Below are 17290 nucleotides of genomic sequence, written 5' to 3'. Positions count from 1 at the left end.
CTGTACGAAGAAGAGGCGTTGAATGATTAGAGGAAGCGCTCTGGGTAATCGCTAAAAATTGCGTCTAGCCCGTGTTTATTTCGCAAAGAATTAGGGTTATTCACGGTATAACACCATACCTGATAGCCTTGCTGCTTTAGCTGTGAGATCTGTTTGGTGGTTACCGATTGATAGTTCAGGTTACAGCTAAACGCAGAGACTTCCGCCAATAGATTTTTATCTGCACGTTTCAAGCGTTCACTGAGTACACCTAAACGGACGAAAGGGAGCATCTTATGCAAATGTCTGATGACGTCATGATTAAAACTGGATAGCACGATGTGATCTGCATGAATCGGGTGTGACTCTAACGTTTGTTTAATTAGCTGACATACAGATTTAGCACAGTGCCTATCGATTTTGATCTCAATGTTTAATTTTAATTGATGGCTTGTGGCAAACTGCAAAAGTTCGTCGAGGGTTAAGAGTGTCTGGTGTTCGACGTCGTACTTGAAGCGTGCGGCAAAATTAAGCTGCTTGAGCTGCTCTAGGGTAAGCTCATCGACTCTTCCGCTGCCATTGGAACAACGGTCGATAGTGTGGTCATGACATACCACCAAATGGTTGTCCAATGTCGGTTGAACGTCGACTTCAACCCAATCTAAACCAAGTGTCAAAGCTTCTTGAATACTGGCTAACGTGTTTTCGGGAAAGCGTCCTGCTACGCCTCGGTGCCCAACAATAATCATAGTGAAATTCGATAGAATAGTCGTGCTACATAGAGTACCCCTAAATGAGAATTTTGAGTAGATAAGTCGTAGCTATTCGTTGATGAATCTGACACTATCGGCTCATAAATTATAAAATAATTACAATAAAGAGACTCGACTTTGAACGCTGAAAATAAAGCTGCTTGGATACTCGTTGCAACCACTGCATTGGCAGCACTTGGGTGGATTTTCTCAAAAGAAACCATCCAAGGATTACCGCCTTTTGGTTTCGTAGGATTGCGCTTTTTAGTTGCCTCAATCTGCTTACTACCGCTCTGTTTTAAGCAAGTGCGTCAACTGACGCTTCAATTACTATCGCAAGCTGTCGGCGGAGGGATGATCCTAGCGTTTGCGTTACTTAGCTGGGTACACGCAATTTCGATCAGTAAAACCTTGGGTGAAGGGGCGTTTATCGTCAGCTTATCGATGATTATCGTGCCAATCATTGCTTGGTTGCTTTATAAAGAAAGACCTAAACGTGCGTTTTGGATTTCGATGCCTATCGCGGTTAGTGGCTTGGCGATGCTCTCTTTAACCGATGGCTGGAATAGCTCAGCTGGTCAAATATGGTTTTTGGCCAATGCTTGTCTACTTGCGCTGCATTTTAATGTGAACAGTAAACTGGCCCAAAAGATACCAGTGCTTTTGCTGACTGCGATTCAGCTATGTGTTACGGGTATTATTGCACTCATTGCTTCTGCGTTATTTGAAACCATACCAACGCATGTCGAGACATCTATATGGGGTTGGTTTGCACTGAGTGCATTGCTGGCAACCAGTTTGAGGTATGTGATGCAAACGCTAGGGCAGAAGGGGTGTAATCCTGGCAATGCTGCTCTTATCATGTTGCTTGAGCCAATCTGGACTGTAATCTTGAGCATACTTTGGTATGGCGAGCAGCTTTCCAGAAATAAATTGATTGGTTGTAGCTTGATCTTGTTGGCGCTTATTTTCTATCGCACTGACGGTAAGCTACTGAAATTCGTTAAGCGATCATCATCGCAATAAACCTTGTTCACATATTAGAGTGATTACTCTTTCCTAAGCAGTGGCACCTTGTTATCGTTTTTGTAAATTAAATGTTAACAGGGTGAGCTGTGAAACTTCATGCCATTGACGGATATATCCAAACAATCTATTTAGCGGAGTACTCCGACAAGTTAATGCTTCTTGATGGAGCTTCTCGAGCAGACATTTCATACATCAAACAGTTCATCACCCATGAACTACAGCGGCCATTCTCGGATTTATCCGTTGTCGTTGTTACCCACATGCACCCAGACCACGCGGGCGCAGCCCATAAGCTTAGAATCTTAACTGGTTGTAAGATTGTCTCAGCAAAGCGCGATTCTCATTGGTATGGTGGAATCGATGGTTTTGTTATGCATCTCACTGACATAGCACTCGCGCGTTGGGTTGCAAACAGAAAGAGAAGGCCAAAGCGAAATCTGTGGTATTCACGCAAGTTACGCCCAGATATTCAGTTGTCTGATGGCCAATGTATTCCTGATTTCGAAGATTGGAAAGTACTAGAAACGCCGGGGCATACCGACCGCGATTTATCACTTCATCATGAAAAGCAGAGTATCCTTTACGTAGCTGATCTGATGGTTGAGGTGAAAAAACAATTGGTTTCTCCATTCCCTGTCTTTCATCCTAACCAATACAAAGCATCCATTAAGCGCGTATATAACCTTGAACCTGATGTTTTGTTAGTTGCTCATGGTGGAAAAGTGCAGTTTACCAGTGAGGTGTTTCATCATTTACTCAGTACAGCACCACGCACGCCAACCACTCATTGGAGAGCAACAAAAGTTAAGCTACGTAGTCTGCTAGGAGCAGTAACGTGGCGAAAGCTTATGATCAAAAACAAATAACGGTCAGTTAGGCTGGAGATTCTATCGTTTCTTGATTGTGTTTATCGTGCTTCAAGATTAGAATGCGAACCTTTTTCAATTGTACTGTTATTCTCATGTCCAGAGTGTTAGTTGTCGATGACGATATCGAGCTATGTGAGTTACTCACTGATGTATTACAAGCCGAAGGCTATCAGGTAGATAGTGTCCATTGTGGCGAGAGTGCACTTCAGTTTATAGAAAAGACCTCAGTAGACTTAGTGTTACTTGATGTGATGCTACCAAAACTGAATGGTATGCAAGTTGCGCGAAAAATATGCCAACGCTTTGCGACGCCAATCTTGATGCTAACTGCACTCAATGACGAGGCTTCAATATTAGACGGTTACCAGTCAGGTGCAGATCAATACATCGCTAAGCCGTTTAAAGTGCCTGAGCTACTAACCCGAATTAAAGCGATTTTTCGTCGTGTTGGTCTCGAAAAACAAAGGCATTCCTATCAGCTTGATAAAGATGGCATTGCCTCTCAAATACCAAGCTTACCCCTTACAGGCACAGAATCAGATTTACTAAGCTATTTAGTCAGCCGAGAAAACTTGGTGATATCAAAAGCTGAGCTACAGATTGAAGTTTTAAAGAAGGAGCTGAGTCCCTTTGACCGCAATCTAGATATGCACATCAGTAATTTGCGCCGCAAGTTTATCGAGGCGGGACTATCAAAACAGCACATCAAAACAGTGCGTGGCAAAGGTTATAGTTTTGTCGGTAGTGTAGGGCACTAAGCCATGTTTCAGTCGCTTTATCCCACTGCGATAGCGAAGAGGAAAGACTCGCTTTTCTTTCAACTGTTTAGTTATATGTCTGCGGTCATCGTTAGCATTGTGCTTTTGCAGGCGCTCGCCGAACAAGCTTTAGTTTCGGCTGTGCTAAAAGTGCCGCCGCAAGTGAAACAGAAAATAGAATCGCTCGCCGAGCAAGCTAATGTGCTGATTGAAGAAGGGGATATGGACGAACTCGCAGATTGGGGCAATGCACAGCCATACTACTTATTTGTCCTTGATGCGCAAAACCAACCGCTTTCTCATCGCCAAATGCATCCACATTTTGAGTTTAAGCTGCGTTTTCTTCGCGAACTTAATGGTCCATTAAATGACCGAGTAAGTAAGCCTTTGATTGGCGTGAGGCTTGTGAAGGGAAATACACTCGTTGTTCAACTTCCAAGTGAGCTACATCCAGCGCATCGCTTTATCGTTTATTTTGCTATCAGCAAAGTGGTTATTGTGATTGCGATGTTGGCGCTGTTTTCATTGATACTTGCCAGAAAGCTGCAAAAGCCTCTAGACCGTCTGCGTGAGGCAAGTCGTCGACTCGCGTCGGGGGACTTTTCCGTTAACGTTGTCTCGGAGCTGAACTCTAAGACTACAGAGTTCAATGATCTCGCGCGTGATTTTGACAATATGACCCAAGAGATCCATGCGTTAGCAGAGCGACAGAAACAACTTATTCGAGATGTATCTCATGAGTTGAGAACGCCCTTAGCTCGGCAGAATTTAGCGCTTCATCTATTACGCAGTAAGGCTTCTGATATCAGTTTGCCCTTGGTTGAACGACTAGAAAAAGAAGTCGATGAAATGGATGGCTTGGTTGGAGAAATTCTCGAATTTAGTCGTATCGAGAATGCGCGTTATGAATCAAACCTGCGCCCTATATGCTTGGAAGGGGTGGTGACCAACCAAATTGAGCAAAGCAAGCTACAGTTAGGCGAAACTCAGAAAATAGTCGCTCGCATAAGTGATGGTGTGCCAATGGTGACGACCGATGAACGTCTGGTCATGCGTTGTTTAACTAACCTTATCTCGAATGCAATCAAGTATGCTGGGCCAGAAGCCGTTATTGAGGTGTCTTTATATTTATTGACGATCGAGCTTGAGCAAAAGGTCGTGGTTGAAGTTGTCGATAATGGTCCGGGTATTCCGTCTAACCAATTAAATGAGATTTTCAGGCCATTCACGCGTCTAGAGTCTGCACGTGATAAACAGAGTGGGGGATATGGGCTTGGCCTTGCAATTGTCAAAGAATCCATGAAGTTAGTTGGCGGTGAAGTGAAGGCGTCAAACTGCAGTCACGGTGGGTTAAGAATTGAACTGCAATTTCCATGTGACAAGCCTAGAAAAAACGGAACCAAGATCTAGTTATCAATTTAGTCAGTACCGATAGATTGAACTATAGTTTATCTAGTGTTGGTGGCTTATTCGTTGGAACTGATGATTGCGGGTTGACTCACTCGTATTTTCTGGTGAATGACACTTTAGGGAACTAGTGATATTGGCTGAAGCATCGGCCAAGGGGGCTATGGACATGCGTCAGTACCCAAACCGAATACATAATCAGCGAGGTTTGACCTTGGTGATTATGACCATGAGCATGGTTGCGTTTATAACGATAGCAGCTCTTTCTATAGATGTTTCTCACTTTGTGGTTAATAAGACGCGCCTGCAAAATGCCGTCGATACTATTGCTCTGGCAGGGGCTACAGTTGCTAATCGAACGAATGAGAAAAGTGATACCGATACAGCAATCATCGAATCCTACAAGAAAGTCATTGAATCCCCCGGCAACGATGAAATTGAGCTAACTGCCACTGATGATGGTAATGGCCTCAATCTTTTGTCAATTGAATATTCTGACTCTCCAAATAGTGGTTTTTCGACTACTTTTCCAGCTTCTCCTGACATGGTTTATGTGCGAGTTCAAGTTTCCGAAATAGGCCTTAGCGAGTTCTTCCTCGATCTATTTGGTATAGAGAAGACGGTATCGGCAAGTGCTGTCGCAGGCCCGGTTTTTGTTGATGGTACTTCAAACATTCTTCCGATAGGTATGTGTGAAGGTAGTGATGTCGGTCCTGCAGGTTATGAAATTGCAAAAGCTTACGAAATAAAGTCTGGTAGCCAGTCGGACGACCCGGATGGGCTCGGCGCAGGTAATTACCACTTACTTGATATTGGTAGCGGTAAGTCTACGGTCAGTGACGCTTTGGTTGGTAAGAACACCGTAGTGGTTACGGTCGAAGAAAAAATTGATTCGGAAACCGGTAACGCCGTCGGTGCAACGGAAGATATTGATAGCCGCTTTGACGGTGCAACCATTGATGGAGTTTATTACCCACCGGATCTGGTAATCACAGAACCTGATACTGCTATTACGACGGATAATATTGTGGACCATAATGAGTCAACTTCACCTGATAAGTGGACTTACACAGAATATGTAGAGCAAACCAAAGCGTGTTTAGATGATGCTGATTGTAAATCAGCGGGTGGCGCTGCTTGGCGGAGAGTTCTTCCGGTGCCGGTCTTAGACTGTGACTCTGCTACTAAGTCTGGCGGTAAGATTGAATTTACCGTAACCAGCATTGGTTGTTTCTTCATGCTGCAACGTTATGACTCGTCTCAAGAGTCAGGTAAAAAGGGTCAACAAAGTATCTTTGGTGAGTTCATTGAGCAATGCTCAGTAATTGAAGGGGGCGTTTCAGATACAGATACAGGGATAACGCGCATTGTCCTTTACAAAGATCCTTCCTCTGTGGGAGGCGGTTCATGATGTTGCGTAAACAAAAAGGCCTAGCGGCGGTGGAGCTGATCATTGGCTTGCCGATTTTGCTATTGCTACTCGTTGCGGTCGTGGAAATCGCTAGAGTATTTGTTGAGATGAATACGCTGAACAAAGCCGTTAGAGTGGGGGCGAGGTACGCCTCTACCTTGAGCCAAATGTCGGGCTGTGGGCCAGTGATGAACGCACAAAATGATGTAAAACAGTTTGTAGTATATGGAACATTGAATACAGGCACATCTGCACTGATTGATAATCTTTCGACTACCGATGTCACGGTGAGTTGTGAAAATAATCAATTCGTTACAGTTTCGGCAAACTACACATTTGAACCTCTTTTCTCGACGAAAATCCCTAATACAGAATTTTCACTGGCCGTTCCTATGAATGCAGCCACCGTGGCGAGGTTGGATCAATGAAAAAAGTAAAAGGTATTACCATCATTGAGTTCACCGTAATGTCATCATTTCTTATGATGATCATGCTGGCGATCGCGTCAATTGGCTATTTTATGTTTTCAATGCAGGCGGTGAGTGAGTCTGTACGTGCAGCGGCTAGAATGGCTGCAGTTTGTGAAATAAACGATACTGGTATAAAAACCTTTGTTGCCAACACCAGTTATATTTCATCTGTTGGAGAGGCCAACATTACTATCGAGTATCTCGACGAAGGAAGTAACGTGCTAGCGACTCCTGTTGCTGAAGATGTGCGATTTGTTAGAGCGAGAGCTACCGATCTAAACTATCGTTTTGTTGCGCTGCTTTCATTTATTGGTGATAGCGGTGTACTCCCAATGCCGAGCTTTGAAACCACCATCCCAAGTGAGAGTTTAGGCCAAGTACCCAACGATACTGATACTGACTGCTAACATCCTTGCGGCACACCTCTTTTGCTAACTATATTCATACCAAAGTAAATTTTGTAAATTTAATGCAAATGATATTGGTTATCACTTATATTTCGTTTCGTTATAAATGACTAAGCAAAGCGAGAAGCTTTGTATATAAAGAAACGGAGAAATTTATGTTCACTAAGAGTCAGTTAGCACTCGTTATTGGTGCTGTATTAGCGACTCCTGCAGTGGTTGCGGAAACGGTTAAAACAGATGAGCACATGGTCGTAGAAGGGCGTGATTACGGCTACAAAGCTGATACCAATGCCACGGCGATGCGAATGGAGGCGACTCAGCTTGAAACTCCGGGACAAATTGCAGTCATCGATGAGCAAATCATTGATGAGCAGCGCGCAAGTACTCTTGGTGACGTATTAAAAAATGATGCGAGTGTGAGTGCTGGTGGTACAAGCCGCAACCGTGAACGTTTCTCACTACGTGGCTTTGAAGTACAAAGCTCATCAGGTTTCCTACGTGACGGACATCAACACTGGTCTCACTACCGTCAGCCGGTAGAGCTTCTAGAACGCGTAGAAGTAGTAAAGGGGCCATCAGGTCTGCTTTACGGTGTGTCAGCGCCGGGTGGCCTTATCAATATGGTCACTAAAAAGCCAACTTACGAAACTCAAATCAACGTGAGTCAAGATGTGGGCTCTAACGATCACTCGCGTACCATGGTTGATGTGAGTGGTGCGCTAAACGATGATAAAACGCTACGTGCTCGCACAATTATTTCGAAAGAGAGCTACAGCTCTTGGAGAACATACGGTGACGGCTCTAAGCCTCAAACTGAGCGACTTGTTGGTGGTTTGTTCGTTGATTACGATGTTACTGATGATGTAACAGTATCGGTTCACTATGATAAAACTAATGACAAAGGCAGTGTGGATTCTGGCGCGGTTTATACACTTGATGGTCAATTAGTTGGTAACAAAGATCATATCTGGGATGCTCAGTGGTCTGAAATTGAGAATGACGTAGAGAACGTTGGCTTCAATGTAAACGCCCAGCTTACGGACGTTTGGTCCCTAAACACCGGCTTTAATTACCAAGATTTCGAGCGTATTGATGTAGAGAGCTACCCAAGCTTTGCCAATCTAAACCCTGATGGCACAGGCACGGTTACGCAAGGCGGAAATTATCGCCATGACAAATGGCGCTTTAGAACGGGTTACTTAGACTTAGCAGCAGATACTCGCTTTGCTGGAATGGATCATAAGATCTTACTAGGTGGTAACTGGTTAGGTTACAGCTACGAGCGTGGAATGGATAGCTTCAATAAAGGTGAATATGCACCAAACGAAACTGTACCAGTACAAGTTCCAGGAGCGACTAGTCTTGCACCGAAAGGGCGTTACGATACTTGGGGCTTCTATGCACAAGATCTAATGACGATTAACGATCAATGGCAACTTCTTGCTGGTTTGCGTTTCGACCGTAAAGTTCAAGACGGTGTCGCAGAAGAAAACCTTGCTCCAAAACTAGGTGTGATTTATCACCCAGCGGATAACGGTAGCGTTTACGTTTCTTACTCTGAAAGCTTCGAGCCTCAAGGCCAAGTAACCAGTGGTAGCCGCACTTATATTAATGAAGGCGAGCTGCTTGACGCTGCGATTGGTAAAGCATACGAGGTAGGAACAAAATGGGAGTTGCTAGATAACCGCCTATTTGTTTCAGGTGCATTGTTCGACATTACACAAGAAAACATTGAATTAGATGTAGAAGATCCAGCGTCAGGTGACTATGTTGTGACACAGGGTGGTCAGCAAGAGCACCGTGGTGCGGAATTGTCGGCGCAAGGCTTTGTGACAGAGAAACTCTCATTATCTGGTTCTGCTATGTATCTTGATGCGGAAATTACAAACCACGAAACATACGCAGGTAATCGACCTGTAGATGTTCCAGAGTTTGCTGCGAGCGTTTGGTCTACTTATGCAGCGACAAACGAAATGGATGTTAACCTTGGTGTCATCTATGAAGGTTCACGCTACGGAGACGAAGCGAATACATTCAAGAAAGACGCATACACACGCGTCGACATGGGTCTGGCATACACATACAAATATGATGCAGATCTAGACATGGTTGCACGCTTAACAGTAGAGAACCTGTTCGATACAGATTACCTAGCGGGCGGTGGTTCTACATCGAGCAAGCACCAATACGCAGAAGATGTAGTCATTGGTGAAGGTCGCAACTACATGGCAACGCTGCAGATAAAATACTAATACTATGAGAGAGTGGTAGTATTTTAAATACACAAGAGGGAAAGGCTTAGCCTTTCTCTTTTTTTTGTATAATTTGTAAGTACGATTGCAATTTGCGTCAATCAGCTTATATTGTTCGACTGACAATGAGATTGGTTCTCACTTGTATTTAGTTAATTAATGATATCTGTTATGAATATAATCAAATCCAGCCTAGCATTACTTGTTGCTGCATCCTCTTCAGGAGTATTGGCCTCAAACCTCGATGCTGCGCAAAGCATTCAAAGTAAAACCAATTCGGCTTCTGCCTCAAGTCAGCAACGTATCGATAGTAGCGCTGAAACTTCACTCGCTCTCAAAGCAGAAATCGAACAGCTTCAAGAAGAAGTGCAGAATCTTGAAGTATATAAGAACCACTTATCTGCATTGGTAACGAGCCAAGAGCAAGAGATGACAAGTTTCCGTGGTCAGATTGAAGAGATCAAACAAACACGTCAGGGTGTTGTGCCGCTGATGTATCAAATGATTGATGGGCTGAAGGCAATTGTTGCTGAAGATGCGCCAATTAGACTCACTCAACGTCAAGAGCGAATTGCAAAGCTAGACAAGATGATGGTTCGTGCCGACATCAGTGATGCAGAAAAATATCGCCGTATTCTTGAAGCCTACCAGATCGAGTTGGATTACGGCACCAAACTCGGTTTATACCAAGGTCAAATTGAGGTTGCTGGTGAAACGCTAGAAACGGATATCTTGTATTTGGGCCGCCTGTCTTTAGTTGCACGCAGTTTAAATGGTTCAACATTTTGGTCTTGGGACAAAGCACAAAACCAGTGGGTGAGTGTTGACCCATCAATGAAGTCTGAGCTCGACAAAGCATTCAGTATTGCGGCTAAACAGGCTGCGCCTAGTCTTATTACCTTACCTGTTTCACTCACTGTTGCGGAGGCGAAATAATGAAATGCACATTTATTGCCTCACTTATCGTACTGGCGGCGACATCCTTTAATCTTTCTGCTAGTGAAATGACGGTGAATGCTCAAGCTGACTCAAAAGCTCAGGCACAGCATAACCTAGTACGCGAGTCCGGTTTTAAGCAGACGGAAAAGCAGCTAGCAACACTTAAAGCAGAGTTGGTGAACCAGCGCCAAGCGCTTCAAGAGGCCAATGATAAGTTAGCGGCACAATTTAGCACCAATGAAGATGAGCTTGCCCGACTTGAAGAGAGCCTTCGACTAGAAACGGGTAGCCTAGGTGAAGTGTTTGGTGTTGTACGTCAAAATGCTAAAGAGCTAGAGTCAGAACTTAAATATTCCGTGACAGGTGCTGGCGACCAAACTCACACGCAGGTCGTCGAAGAGATCGTCGCGGCGACTAAGCTGCCATCTATGCCTCAACTAACCGGTTTATGGAAAGCACTTGAAGAGCAAATTAAAGCGTCTGGTGAATTAGCTCAGACACAAATCCAACTGGTTGATGGAGAAGGAAAGCAACGCACAGAATCGGTGGCAAGACTTGGCTCATTTGGATTAATTGGTGAGCAGGGCTACTTGAACTGGAACGGTGCGAAGCAGGCTGCAACGGCTTATCAAAAGCAGCCTGATCAAGGTCCAGTAGTAACGGGACTTGATGAGTTACGTTCCGGCTCAATTCAAAATCTAGTTGTTGATCCTTCACGCGGTGTGATGCTTGAGCAATTGGCTCTATCACCAACACTAATGGACAGACTCCAAGCGGGTGGCGTTGTCGGCAAAATTATCCTCGTATTATTGCTGATTGGCCTCATCATCGCGGTTGTGCGCGGTGTGAGCTTATCTATCGCTCGTCAAAAGATACGTCGTCAACTGAAAACTCCAACCCAGCCAGGGGACAACCCACTTGGTCGCGTGTTAGCTGTATACAGCAAAGAGAAGAAACAAAGTGTTGAGGCATTAGAGTTAAGATTACTCGAGGCCGTGGTTGATGAGCAAACGGGTCTTGAGAAAGGCTTATCAATGCTCAAACTTCTCGCCGCTCTTGCGCCAATGTTAGGTCTACTAGGTACCGTCACGGGTATGATTGAAACTTTCCAAGTGATCACTCAGTTTGGTAATGGCGACCCTAAAGTGATGGCAGGTGGTATTTCTATGGCCTTGGTAACAACCGTTCTTGGTCTTATTGCCGCGATGCCGCTTCTTTTAGCTCATAACATTCTGAGCTCTCAAGCAGAATCGATTCGCCATATCCTTGAAAAACAGGGTATTGGACTGGTTGCCGAACAAGCTGAAAAAGAGATGGATGCTAAAGTGACAACTCTAGGGAATGCGGCGTAATGGAAGCAATATTCACACTGCTTCCCGAAGTGATAGCGTCCATGCCTTGGGTGCTGTCTCTTCAAGCTTTTATGCAGCAGGGTGGGCAGGTGCTTTGGTGGCTACTACTGGTTGTTTGTATCTGCTGGGTGTTAATCCTTGAGCGGGTTGTTTATCTATGGGTTCAGTTTCCTAAGCAGCGCAAGCAGTGGGTGGAGGCATGGCTTAGCCGCCCAGATCACCATTCATGGCACGCTCGCTCGATCAGAGAAGGTTGGCTATCTCAAGCCCATTTGTCGTTAACTCAAAACCTCAACATTATTAAGGTATTGGTTGCGATTTGTCCTATGCTGGGTCTACTCGGTACAGTCACTGGAATGATTTCCGTATTTGATGTGATGGCCAGTCAAGGTAGTAGTAATCCAAAACTAATGGCATCAGGAATCTCTTTGGCGACGCTGCCTACAATGGCCGGCATGGTTGCAGCGTTAACAGGTATGTTTTTCCATGCGCGTTTGGTCAAAGTTTGTCACAGACAAGAAATTAAATTAGAAAAATCATTAAGGAGTCAACGATGAGACTCGGTCGACGCCAATCAAAACAAGAAGAAGCGCAAATTGACCTGACTTCAATGCTTGATATCGTCTTTATCATGCTGATCTTCTTCATTGTTACCAGCTCATTTGTTCGAGAGTCGGGTGTTGAAGTGAATCGACCTACTGCGTCTAATGTCGTCAGCCAAAAAGAGGCTGGTATCTTTGTCGCGGTGACATCCGCGAACGATATCTACATTGATAAGCGAATGGTGGATGTCGAGCGCGTTCAGGCAACCTTAGAGCATTTGCTATTAGATAGGCCAGATGCATCATTAGTCATTCAAGCTGATGAGCATGCTTATAGTGGAACCGTGGTTAAAGTTATGGATGCGGCGAAGGGGGCAGGGGTGAAAAATATTGCTCTAGCTGCGGAGAAGATCTAGTGAAGCGATTGCTAATAGTTCTGCCACTAGCCGTAATTTGTGCAATATCGATATTCAGCTTCATGGCTTGGATGGTGGATGGTGGTCATCAGCGAGCGCCTCAACCATCAGAGTCACTGAGTTTTAATATGGTGATGGTTGAAAATGAGCAAGATGTTCAAAGGCGACAGCGCACAGTGCCAGAGCAGCCAAAAGCGCCTGAAGTGCCAGAACAAATGCCCACGTCACAGACTGAAACTAGGCTGACAGAAGTGTCACCAATTTCTCAGCCATCTCTTGGGCTAAATACAGCAATCGATGGTTTGGCCATCAGTGCACCAACATTTGGTGACTTCGGTGTCAATCAACAAGCAATGCCACTGTATCGTGTCGAGCCTCGCTATCCTGCTAAGGCATTAAAACGCGGCGCGGAAGGCTATGTGATTATGAGTTTTACTATCGACCCAACGGGCAAGCCTACTAGTATTGAAGTGGTTGAAGCAAAACCAAAACGCATGTTTGAGCGAGAAGCGATTCGGGCGCTCAAAAAGTGGAAATATCAACCGAAAGTCATTGATGGTGGGGCAATCGCTCAAGTTGGCCAAACGGTAAAATTGGAGTTTAAGTTAGCCCAATGATGAAAAGACTAATCACATTATCCTGCTTACTTGTTTCTGTTTCGTCGATGGGACAAGAGCTGAGTCAGTATACTGCGGTCCGGGTACAGAAGGCTCATGAGCTTGCGCAGGATGACAAAGTGAAACAGGCTATCGCTTCATTGAAAGAGATAGAGACAAACCGTAAATACGATAGCGTATTTGTAGCTCGGATGCTGGGGGTGTTTTATTGGCAAGAAGGTCAAATAAAACCTGCCATCAACCAGTTAAAAATCGCGGTATCGAGCGGTCTATTGCAAGATGAGCAGGCGTGGGTAACCGAGCGAATGCTGGCGGATCTTTACTTAAACGATCAGCAGTTTAAGTCTGCACTTGGTCACTATTATGCCTTGATAAAGTCAGTACCCGAGACACAAAAATCGGATGATTTGTGGCTGCGGATCGCTCAATCGCATTACCAAATTGAGCAATGGAGTAAGGTGATTCCCGCAGCGAACAGTTACCTTAAAACCAGCCCTAAAGAACGCTTGCAGCCCTTGTCATTAAAGCTAGGCTCTCAATTGCAATTAGAGCAATGGAAACAGGCAATTCCTACCTTAGAGCAACTGATCGTTTTACAACCAGAGAAATTAAACTGGTGGCGCCAGCTCGTCGGGCTGCAACTGAGGGTAGGTAACAGCAAGGCAGCACTTGATACGCTATCTTTGGCCAAACTAAATGGGCTAGAGCTCAGTCAAAAAGATCTCCACTTACTGGCGCAGTTATACGCGAAACGTGGGATACCAGAGCGAGCAGCGGTTCAAATTGGTCAACTCGATAACGCAACCACGGATGAGAAGTTGTTATCTGAACAGGCGTCATACTGGCAAGTGGCAAAAGAGTGGGACAAAGCGATCAGCGTCTGGAAACTTGCAGCGCAAATGAATGCTAAGTACCACTGGAATGTCGCTCAACTTATGGTCCAGCAAGGTTACTATAAAGAGTCCTTGCGTATACTGGATAAAGTTAAAGGGAAAGAGGCCGATGTCGCTTTGGCAAAAACGCGAGCGTTTTATAAGTTAAATCAGTTAGAGCAGGCGCTGATTGAGGCGAAAAAAGCCAACAGTGCAGAGCCTTCCAGCCAAGCAGAGAGTTGGATTACTTATCTGACGCAGCTTCGTCAGGCTCAGGCAGTAACAGGTTAACGAAAAAGAGGGAAGCATTTAGCTTCCCTCTTTGTTTTACCGCTGTCGTTACTTTAACTCACAGCATATATATTCAGCCCGCCATAAAAGCTTTTGCGAAGACTTCATGCTGGTAAGTAGCTCTTGCCCCGACATTTGAGGAAAAGCGTGCAGTACAGTAACTTCTTCACTTTCAGCCTGTTTTTGGTAAGCCCTGACGTGTGTAAATGTGCTAGATAAATTGTTGGATAGCATAGACTTAGATAAGCAAATGCCAAATACGTCCCGTTTCATCGCCTTTCCCTTTCAATATTGGCGAGCACTTATATAGTCATTATTGTGTAAATGCTAATGCCAGTTTTTCCGTAAAACGATCTGCTTAATGCGCTTAATAATTATACAAAACAAATGACAGGATCGCGCAAAAAATAACCTAAAATTCATGTGATCTAAATCAACTATTCCACTGGTTTTATATCGATTTTTCTCTATCAATCTAAATTGATGCACACGTTGAGACGCAAGGAATCGAATATTGATACTGAGAATGATTTATTTTTGTCATCATCACAGTTTGAACCATGATAATTCATAGAAGTGTTAGCCAGATGTTATCTTGTTGGCCTATCAAGGAGTTGTTATGAAATGGAGTCGTATCAGCTTTCGTAAACGAATGCTGATTATCATGACACTGTCTGGCCTAATAGAGCTTTTGCTATTAGTCGCAGCTGGATTCGTCTATATCAAATATGCCCAAGAAGATGAAATGGGTCATAAAGCGCTTGGCGTTGCTTCCTTTCTTGCCAAGTCTCCTTATGTTATCGAGATGATTGAGCATGGCGTCACAGGCGAGAGCCAACAGCGCTATCGTAACCTGACAACACTGATCGGTGCGGCATTCATCGTGATTGGTGATCATGAAGGCATCCGACTTGTTCACCCACTCGATGAGCGTATCGGTAAGCCGATGAAAGGCGGTGACAACGACCGTGCATTAGTCAACGGCGAGGCCTATATCTCTATTGCGAAGGGTTCTTTAGGCTATTCTGTCCGAGGAAAGTCGGCAGTATTCAATGAACAAGGTGAGATCATTGGTGTGGTCTCAGTGGGTTACTTGATTGATCGTCTCCAGGATAGAATCGAACCGTTTTTAGCTTACTTAATTGCGATGGCTTTGCTGGTGGTTGCTGCTAATGCCCTCGTCTCTAGTTATGCTTCAAGGAAATTTCAACGCGCAATCTTAGGGTTTGAACCAGAAGAGATTGGTCGTTTATATGTTGAGCTCGACGTAACCTTAGAAACCCTCAAAGAAGGGATTATCACAATTGATGATAAAGGCAAGCTTCGTTCAATTAACAAGAGTGCTTGCCAGATTTTGGGTTTAGTCAAAGCCAATTGTATTGATAAACCCCTGAGCGAAATACTGCCTGATAGCGATTTACAATCAGTGCTACAAACCGCTCGGACTGACCATGACATCAACCTCTATTTGAACAAGAAGCGTCTTATTGCTAACCGAAGTCCGATCATTGTGGAAGGCAAAGTTGTCGGTGCGGTATCGAGTTTCCGACTTAGAGATGATCTCACTGAACTGACTGAGCAGTTGGCGAAAACCAAAGAGTATGCCGAGATGCTGCGTTCACAAACCCATGAGCATCGAAATAAGCTCAATACTATTAGCGGTATGGTGCAAATGGGTGAACTCGAAGCGGTGCAATATTTGATTGGTCAGGAAACGGCGCACTATCAAGCGCTAATAGAGTTTCTACGCGAAACGATCAAAGAGCCACTTATTGCGGGCATGCTGCTAGGTAAAACCGAGCGCGCGCGTGAACTTGGTCTAAGTTTGGTTGTGGAAGAGGGTGCACGATTAGAACCTTTACCAAGTCGCATTAACCCAGAAGATTTGGTGACAATTTTAGGCAACCTGATCGACAACGCGTTCGATGCAACACGTGATGCTTTGACCAAAGAGCCATTACTAGCGCCTCATCGCCGAACCATAGAAGTCTCAATCAGTGATTTTGGCAATGAAGTGATCCTGGAAGTGATAGACCAAGGTTGTGGGTTACCAGATGATATGAGTGTTGAATCTCTGGTAAGACGAGGAGTATCGAGTAAAGATTCTGACACAAGAGGTGTCGGGCTATATTTAATTAATGAACTCGCGATTCGTTATCATGGCGAGTTAGAAATGGTAAATAACAAGGAACATGGGGCAAGGATGACAGTATACCTACCTAAGGAAGAGCTAAGATGAGTACCGTGACTCGAGTGATGATAATTGAGGACGATCTCGCCATTGCTCAGCTGCATCAGCGTTATCTAGAACAAGTGGGTGGCTATGAAGTTATCGGCATCGCTACGACTAAGTTAGAAGCAAAACTTCAGCTTGAGGTGCTCGCCCCAGACTTATTGCTTTTAGATGTGTATTTACCCGATGGTACAGGCATTGAAATCCTCCATGATCTTCGTACCGAGCATCTGTGCTGCGATGTTATTTTAATCACAGCGGCTAGAGATGTAGAAACCTTACAACAGGCTATGCGAGGTGGCGTGGTTGATTATCTATTAAAACCAGTCGTATTCCCTCGCTTAGAAGCAGCATTGAAAAAATATGTGCTACAGAAGCAGCAACTCACTCATGCCGACGGTTTGGACCAAAACATCGTTGATAAAATGCTTCAGGCTTCAACGATCAACGAAACCTCAAAGAACAGACTGCCAAAAGGAATTGATGCGGTAACTTTAGATAAGATCAAAGCGTTATTTGATGAGTCGGTGTTGATGACAGCGGATGAAGCTGGTGAGCTAATTGGCGCGAGCCGTACAACAGCACGTCGTTATCTTGAGTACTTAATCAGTACGGGAGAACTCGAAGCCGATCTTAATTACGGTACGGTCGGTAGGCCAGAGCGAACATATAAAAAAGCCCATTAGAACCTAAT

The 17290-nt window shown here is 44.6% G+C and carries 18 protein-coding genes; 16 read left to right on the top strand and 2 right to left on the bottom strand.

Annotation, left to right across the window (positions count from 1 at the left end; genetic code table 11):
• Positions 1-26 precede the first annotated feature (26 nt).
• Positions 27-728, bottom strand: a complete 702-nt coding sequence (locus tag ACHUFZ_RS01555; protein WP_394125570.1) for a glycerophosphodiester phosphodiesterase family protein — start codon at positions 726-728, stop codon at positions 27-29.
• A 141-nt stretch (positions 729-869) separates the two neighbouring features.
• Here ACHUFZ_RS01555 and ACHUFZ_RS01550 point away from each other — a divergent pair, with 141 nt between their 5' ends.
• From ACHUFZ_RS01550 to ACHUFZ_RS01485, 14 genes are all read left to right on the top strand, one after another.
• Complete coding sequence (locus ACHUFZ_RS01550) at positions 870-1757, top strand: DMT family transporter (RefSeq protein ID WP_394125569.1); 888 nt, start codon at positions 870-872, stop codon at positions 1755-1757.
• A gap of 89 nt (positions 1758-1846) precedes the next feature.
• Positions 1847-2626: an MBL fold metallo-hydrolase gene (locus ACHUFZ_RS01545; RefSeq protein WP_394125568.1), complete on the top strand. Its 780-nt coding sequence runs from the start codon at positions 1847-1849 to the stop codon at positions 2624-2626.
• Between the two features lie 95 nt (positions 2627-2721).
• The gene (locus tag ACHUFZ_RS01540) at positions 2722-3387 is read left to right on the top strand and encodes a response regulator transcription factor (RefSeq protein ID WP_394125567.1); all 666 of its coding nucleotides are present in this window, start codon (positions 2722-2724) and stop codon (positions 3385-3387) included.
• 3 nt (positions 3388-3390) lie between these two features.
• Positions 3391-4797 (top strand): histidine kinase sensor domain-containing protein, encoded by a 1407-nt coding sequence (locus tag ACHUFZ_RS01535; protein WP_394125566.1) that lies wholly within the window; start codon positions 3391-3393, stop codon positions 4795-4797.
• Positions 4798-4930: 133 nt separating this feature from the next.
• Positions 4931-6205, top strand: coding sequence for a TadE/TadG family type IV pilus assembly protein (locus ACHUFZ_RS01530; RefSeq protein ID WP_394125565.1), 1275 nt, complete (start codon positions 4931-4933; stop codon positions 6203-6205).
• Positions 6202-6633 (top strand): TadE/TadG family type IV pilus assembly protein, encoded by a 432-nt coding sequence (locus ACHUFZ_RS01525; protein ID WP_394125564.1) that lies wholly within the window; start codon positions 6202-6204, stop codon positions 6631-6633. The genes ACHUFZ_RS01530 and ACHUFZ_RS01525 overlap by 4 nt, the downstream gene beginning before the upstream one ends.
• Positions 6630-7082 carry a TadE/TadG family type IV pilus assembly protein gene (locus ACHUFZ_RS01520; protein WP_394125563.1) on the top strand — a complete coding sequence of 151 codons (453 nt, stop codon included), beginning with the start codon at positions 6630-6632 and terminating at the stop codon, positions 7080-7082. The genes ACHUFZ_RS01525 and ACHUFZ_RS01520 overlap by 4 nt, the downstream gene beginning before the upstream one ends.
• Positions 7083-7237: 155 nt before the next feature.
• Positions 7238-9334, top strand: coding sequence for a TonB-dependent siderophore receptor (locus ACHUFZ_RS01515; RefSeq protein WP_394125562.1), 2097 nt, complete (start codon positions 7238-7240; stop codon positions 9332-9334).
• A 171-nt stretch (positions 9335-9505) separates the two neighbouring features.
• Entirely contained in the window at positions 9506-10270 is a 765-nt protein-coding gene (locus ACHUFZ_RS01510; protein ID WP_394125561.1) for a DUF3450 domain-containing protein, read from the top strand.
• Positions 10270-11625: a MotA/TolQ/ExbB proton channel family protein gene (locus tag ACHUFZ_RS01505; protein ID WP_394125560.1), complete on the top strand. Its 1356-nt coding sequence runs from the start codon at positions 10270-10272 to the stop codon at positions 11623-11625. The genes ACHUFZ_RS01510 and ACHUFZ_RS01505 overlap by 1 nt, the downstream gene beginning before the upstream one ends.
• A complete protein-coding gene (locus tag ACHUFZ_RS01500; RefSeq protein ID WP_394125559.1) occupies positions 11625-12182 on the top strand; it encodes a MotA/TolQ/ExbB proton channel family protein in 558 nt (185 codons plus the stop codon). The genes ACHUFZ_RS01505 and ACHUFZ_RS01500 overlap by 1 nt, the downstream gene beginning before the upstream one ends.
• Positions 12179-12583 (top strand): ExbD/TolR family protein, encoded by a 405-nt coding sequence (locus ACHUFZ_RS01495; RefSeq protein ID WP_394125558.1) that lies wholly within the window; start codon positions 12179-12181, stop codon positions 12581-12583. Before ACHUFZ_RS01500 ends, ACHUFZ_RS01495 begins: the two co-directional genes overlap by 4 nt.
• A complete protein-coding gene (locus ACHUFZ_RS01490) occupies positions 12583-13200 on the top strand; it encodes an energy transducer TonB (RefSeq protein ID WP_394125557.1) in 618 nt (205 codons plus the stop codon). Before ACHUFZ_RS01495 ends, ACHUFZ_RS01490 begins: the two co-directional genes overlap by 1 nt.
• On the top strand, positions 13197-14363 hold the full coding sequence (locus tag ACHUFZ_RS01485) for a tetratricopeptide repeat protein (protein WP_394125556.1): 1167 nt from the start codon (positions 13197-13199) through the stop codon (positions 14361-14363). Before ACHUFZ_RS01490 ends, ACHUFZ_RS01485 begins: the two co-directional genes overlap by 4 nt.
• 48 nt (positions 14364-14411) lie before the next feature.
• On the opposite strand, the gene ACHUFZ_RS01480 is transcribed toward ACHUFZ_RS01485, so the two are convergent.
• Positions 14412-14636, bottom strand: a complete 225-nt coding sequence (locus ACHUFZ_RS01480) for a hypothetical protein (protein WP_394125555.1) — start codon at positions 14634-14636, stop codon at positions 14412-14414.
• Positions 14637-14982: 346 nt separating this feature from the next.
• Here ACHUFZ_RS01480 and ACHUFZ_RS01475 point away from each other — a divergent pair, with 346 nt between their 5' ends.
• Together ACHUFZ_RS01475 and ACHUFZ_RS01470 are read left to right on the top strand one after the other, a co-directional pair.
• Positions 14983-16602: an ATP-binding protein gene (locus ACHUFZ_RS01475; protein ID WP_394125554.1), complete on the top strand. Its 1620-nt coding sequence runs from the start codon at positions 14983-14985 to the stop codon at positions 16600-16602.
• Positions 16599-17282: a response regulator gene (locus ACHUFZ_RS01470; RefSeq protein ID WP_394125553.1), complete on the top strand. Its 684-nt coding sequence runs from the start codon at positions 16599-16601 to the stop codon at positions 17280-17282. Before ACHUFZ_RS01475 ends, ACHUFZ_RS01470 begins: the two co-directional genes overlap by 4 nt.
• Positions 17283-17290: the final 8 nt, after the last annotated feature.

The organism is Vibrio hepatarius, from assembly GCF_043642085.1.
GTDB lineage: Bacteria > Pseudomonadota > Gammaproteobacteria > Enterobacterales > Vibrionaceae > Vibrio > Vibrio hepatarius_C.
Note: the sequence above shows the minus strand (reverse complement) of the source record. Positions and strands in the feature narration are given on the sequence as shown.

Bases quoted from the DNA above. Each gene is read 5' to 3' on its own strand.
- ACHUFZ_RS01535 (WP_394125566.1), top strand. From the start codon at position 3,391: ATGTTTCAGTCGCTTTATCCCACTGCGATAGCGAAGAGGAAAGACTCG.
- ACHUFZ_RS01540 (WP_394125567.1), top strand. From the start codon at position 2,722: ATGTCCAGAGTGTTAGTTGTCGATGACGATATCGAGCTATGTGAGTTA.
- ACHUFZ_RS01510 (WP_394125561.1), top strand. From the start codon at position 9,506: ATGAATATAATCAAATCCAGCCTAGCATTACTTGTTGCTGCATCCTCT.
- ACHUFZ_RS01480 (WP_394125555.1), bottom strand. From the start codon at position 14,636: ATGAAACGGGACGTATTTGGCATTTGCTTATCTAAGTCTATGCTATCC.
- ACHUFZ_RS01475 (WP_394125554.1), top strand. From the start codon at position 14,983: ATGAAATGGAGTCGTATCAGCTTTCGTAAACGAATGCTGATTATCATG.
- ACHUFZ_RS01495 (WP_394125558.1), top strand. From the start codon at position 12,179: ATGAGACTCGGTCGACGCCAATCAAAACAAGAAGAAGCGCAAATTGAC.
- ACHUFZ_RS01500 (WP_394125559.1), top strand. From the start codon at position 11,625: ATGGAAGCAATATTCACACTGCTTCCCGAAGTGATAGCGTCCATGCCT.
- ACHUFZ_RS01525 (WP_394125564.1), top strand. From the start codon at position 6,202: ATGATGTTGCGTAAACAAAAAGGCCTAGCGGCGGTGGAGCTGATCATT.
- ACHUFZ_RS01505 (WP_394125560.1), top strand. From the start codon at position 10,270: ATGAAATGCACATTTATTGCCTCACTTATCGTACTGGCGGCGACATCC.
- ACHUFZ_RS01470 (WP_394125553.1), top strand. From the start codon at position 16,599: ATGAGTACCGTGACTCGAGTGATGATAATTGAGGACGATCTCGCCATT.
- ACHUFZ_RS01485 (WP_394125556.1), top strand. From the start codon at position 13,197: ATGATGAAAAGACTAATCACATTATCCTGCTTACTTGTTTCTGTTTCG.
- ACHUFZ_RS01555 (WP_394125570.1), bottom strand. From the start codon at position 728: ATGATTATTGTTGGGCACCGAGGCGTAGCAGGACGCTTTCCCGAAAAC.
- ACHUFZ_RS01515 (WP_394125562.1), top strand. From the start codon at position 7,238: ATGTTCACTAAGAGTCAGTTAGCACTCGTTATTGGTGCTGTATTAGCG.
- ACHUFZ_RS01520 (WP_394125563.1), top strand. From the start codon at position 6,630: ATGAAAAAAGTAAAAGGTATTACCATCATTGAGTTCACCGTAATGTCA.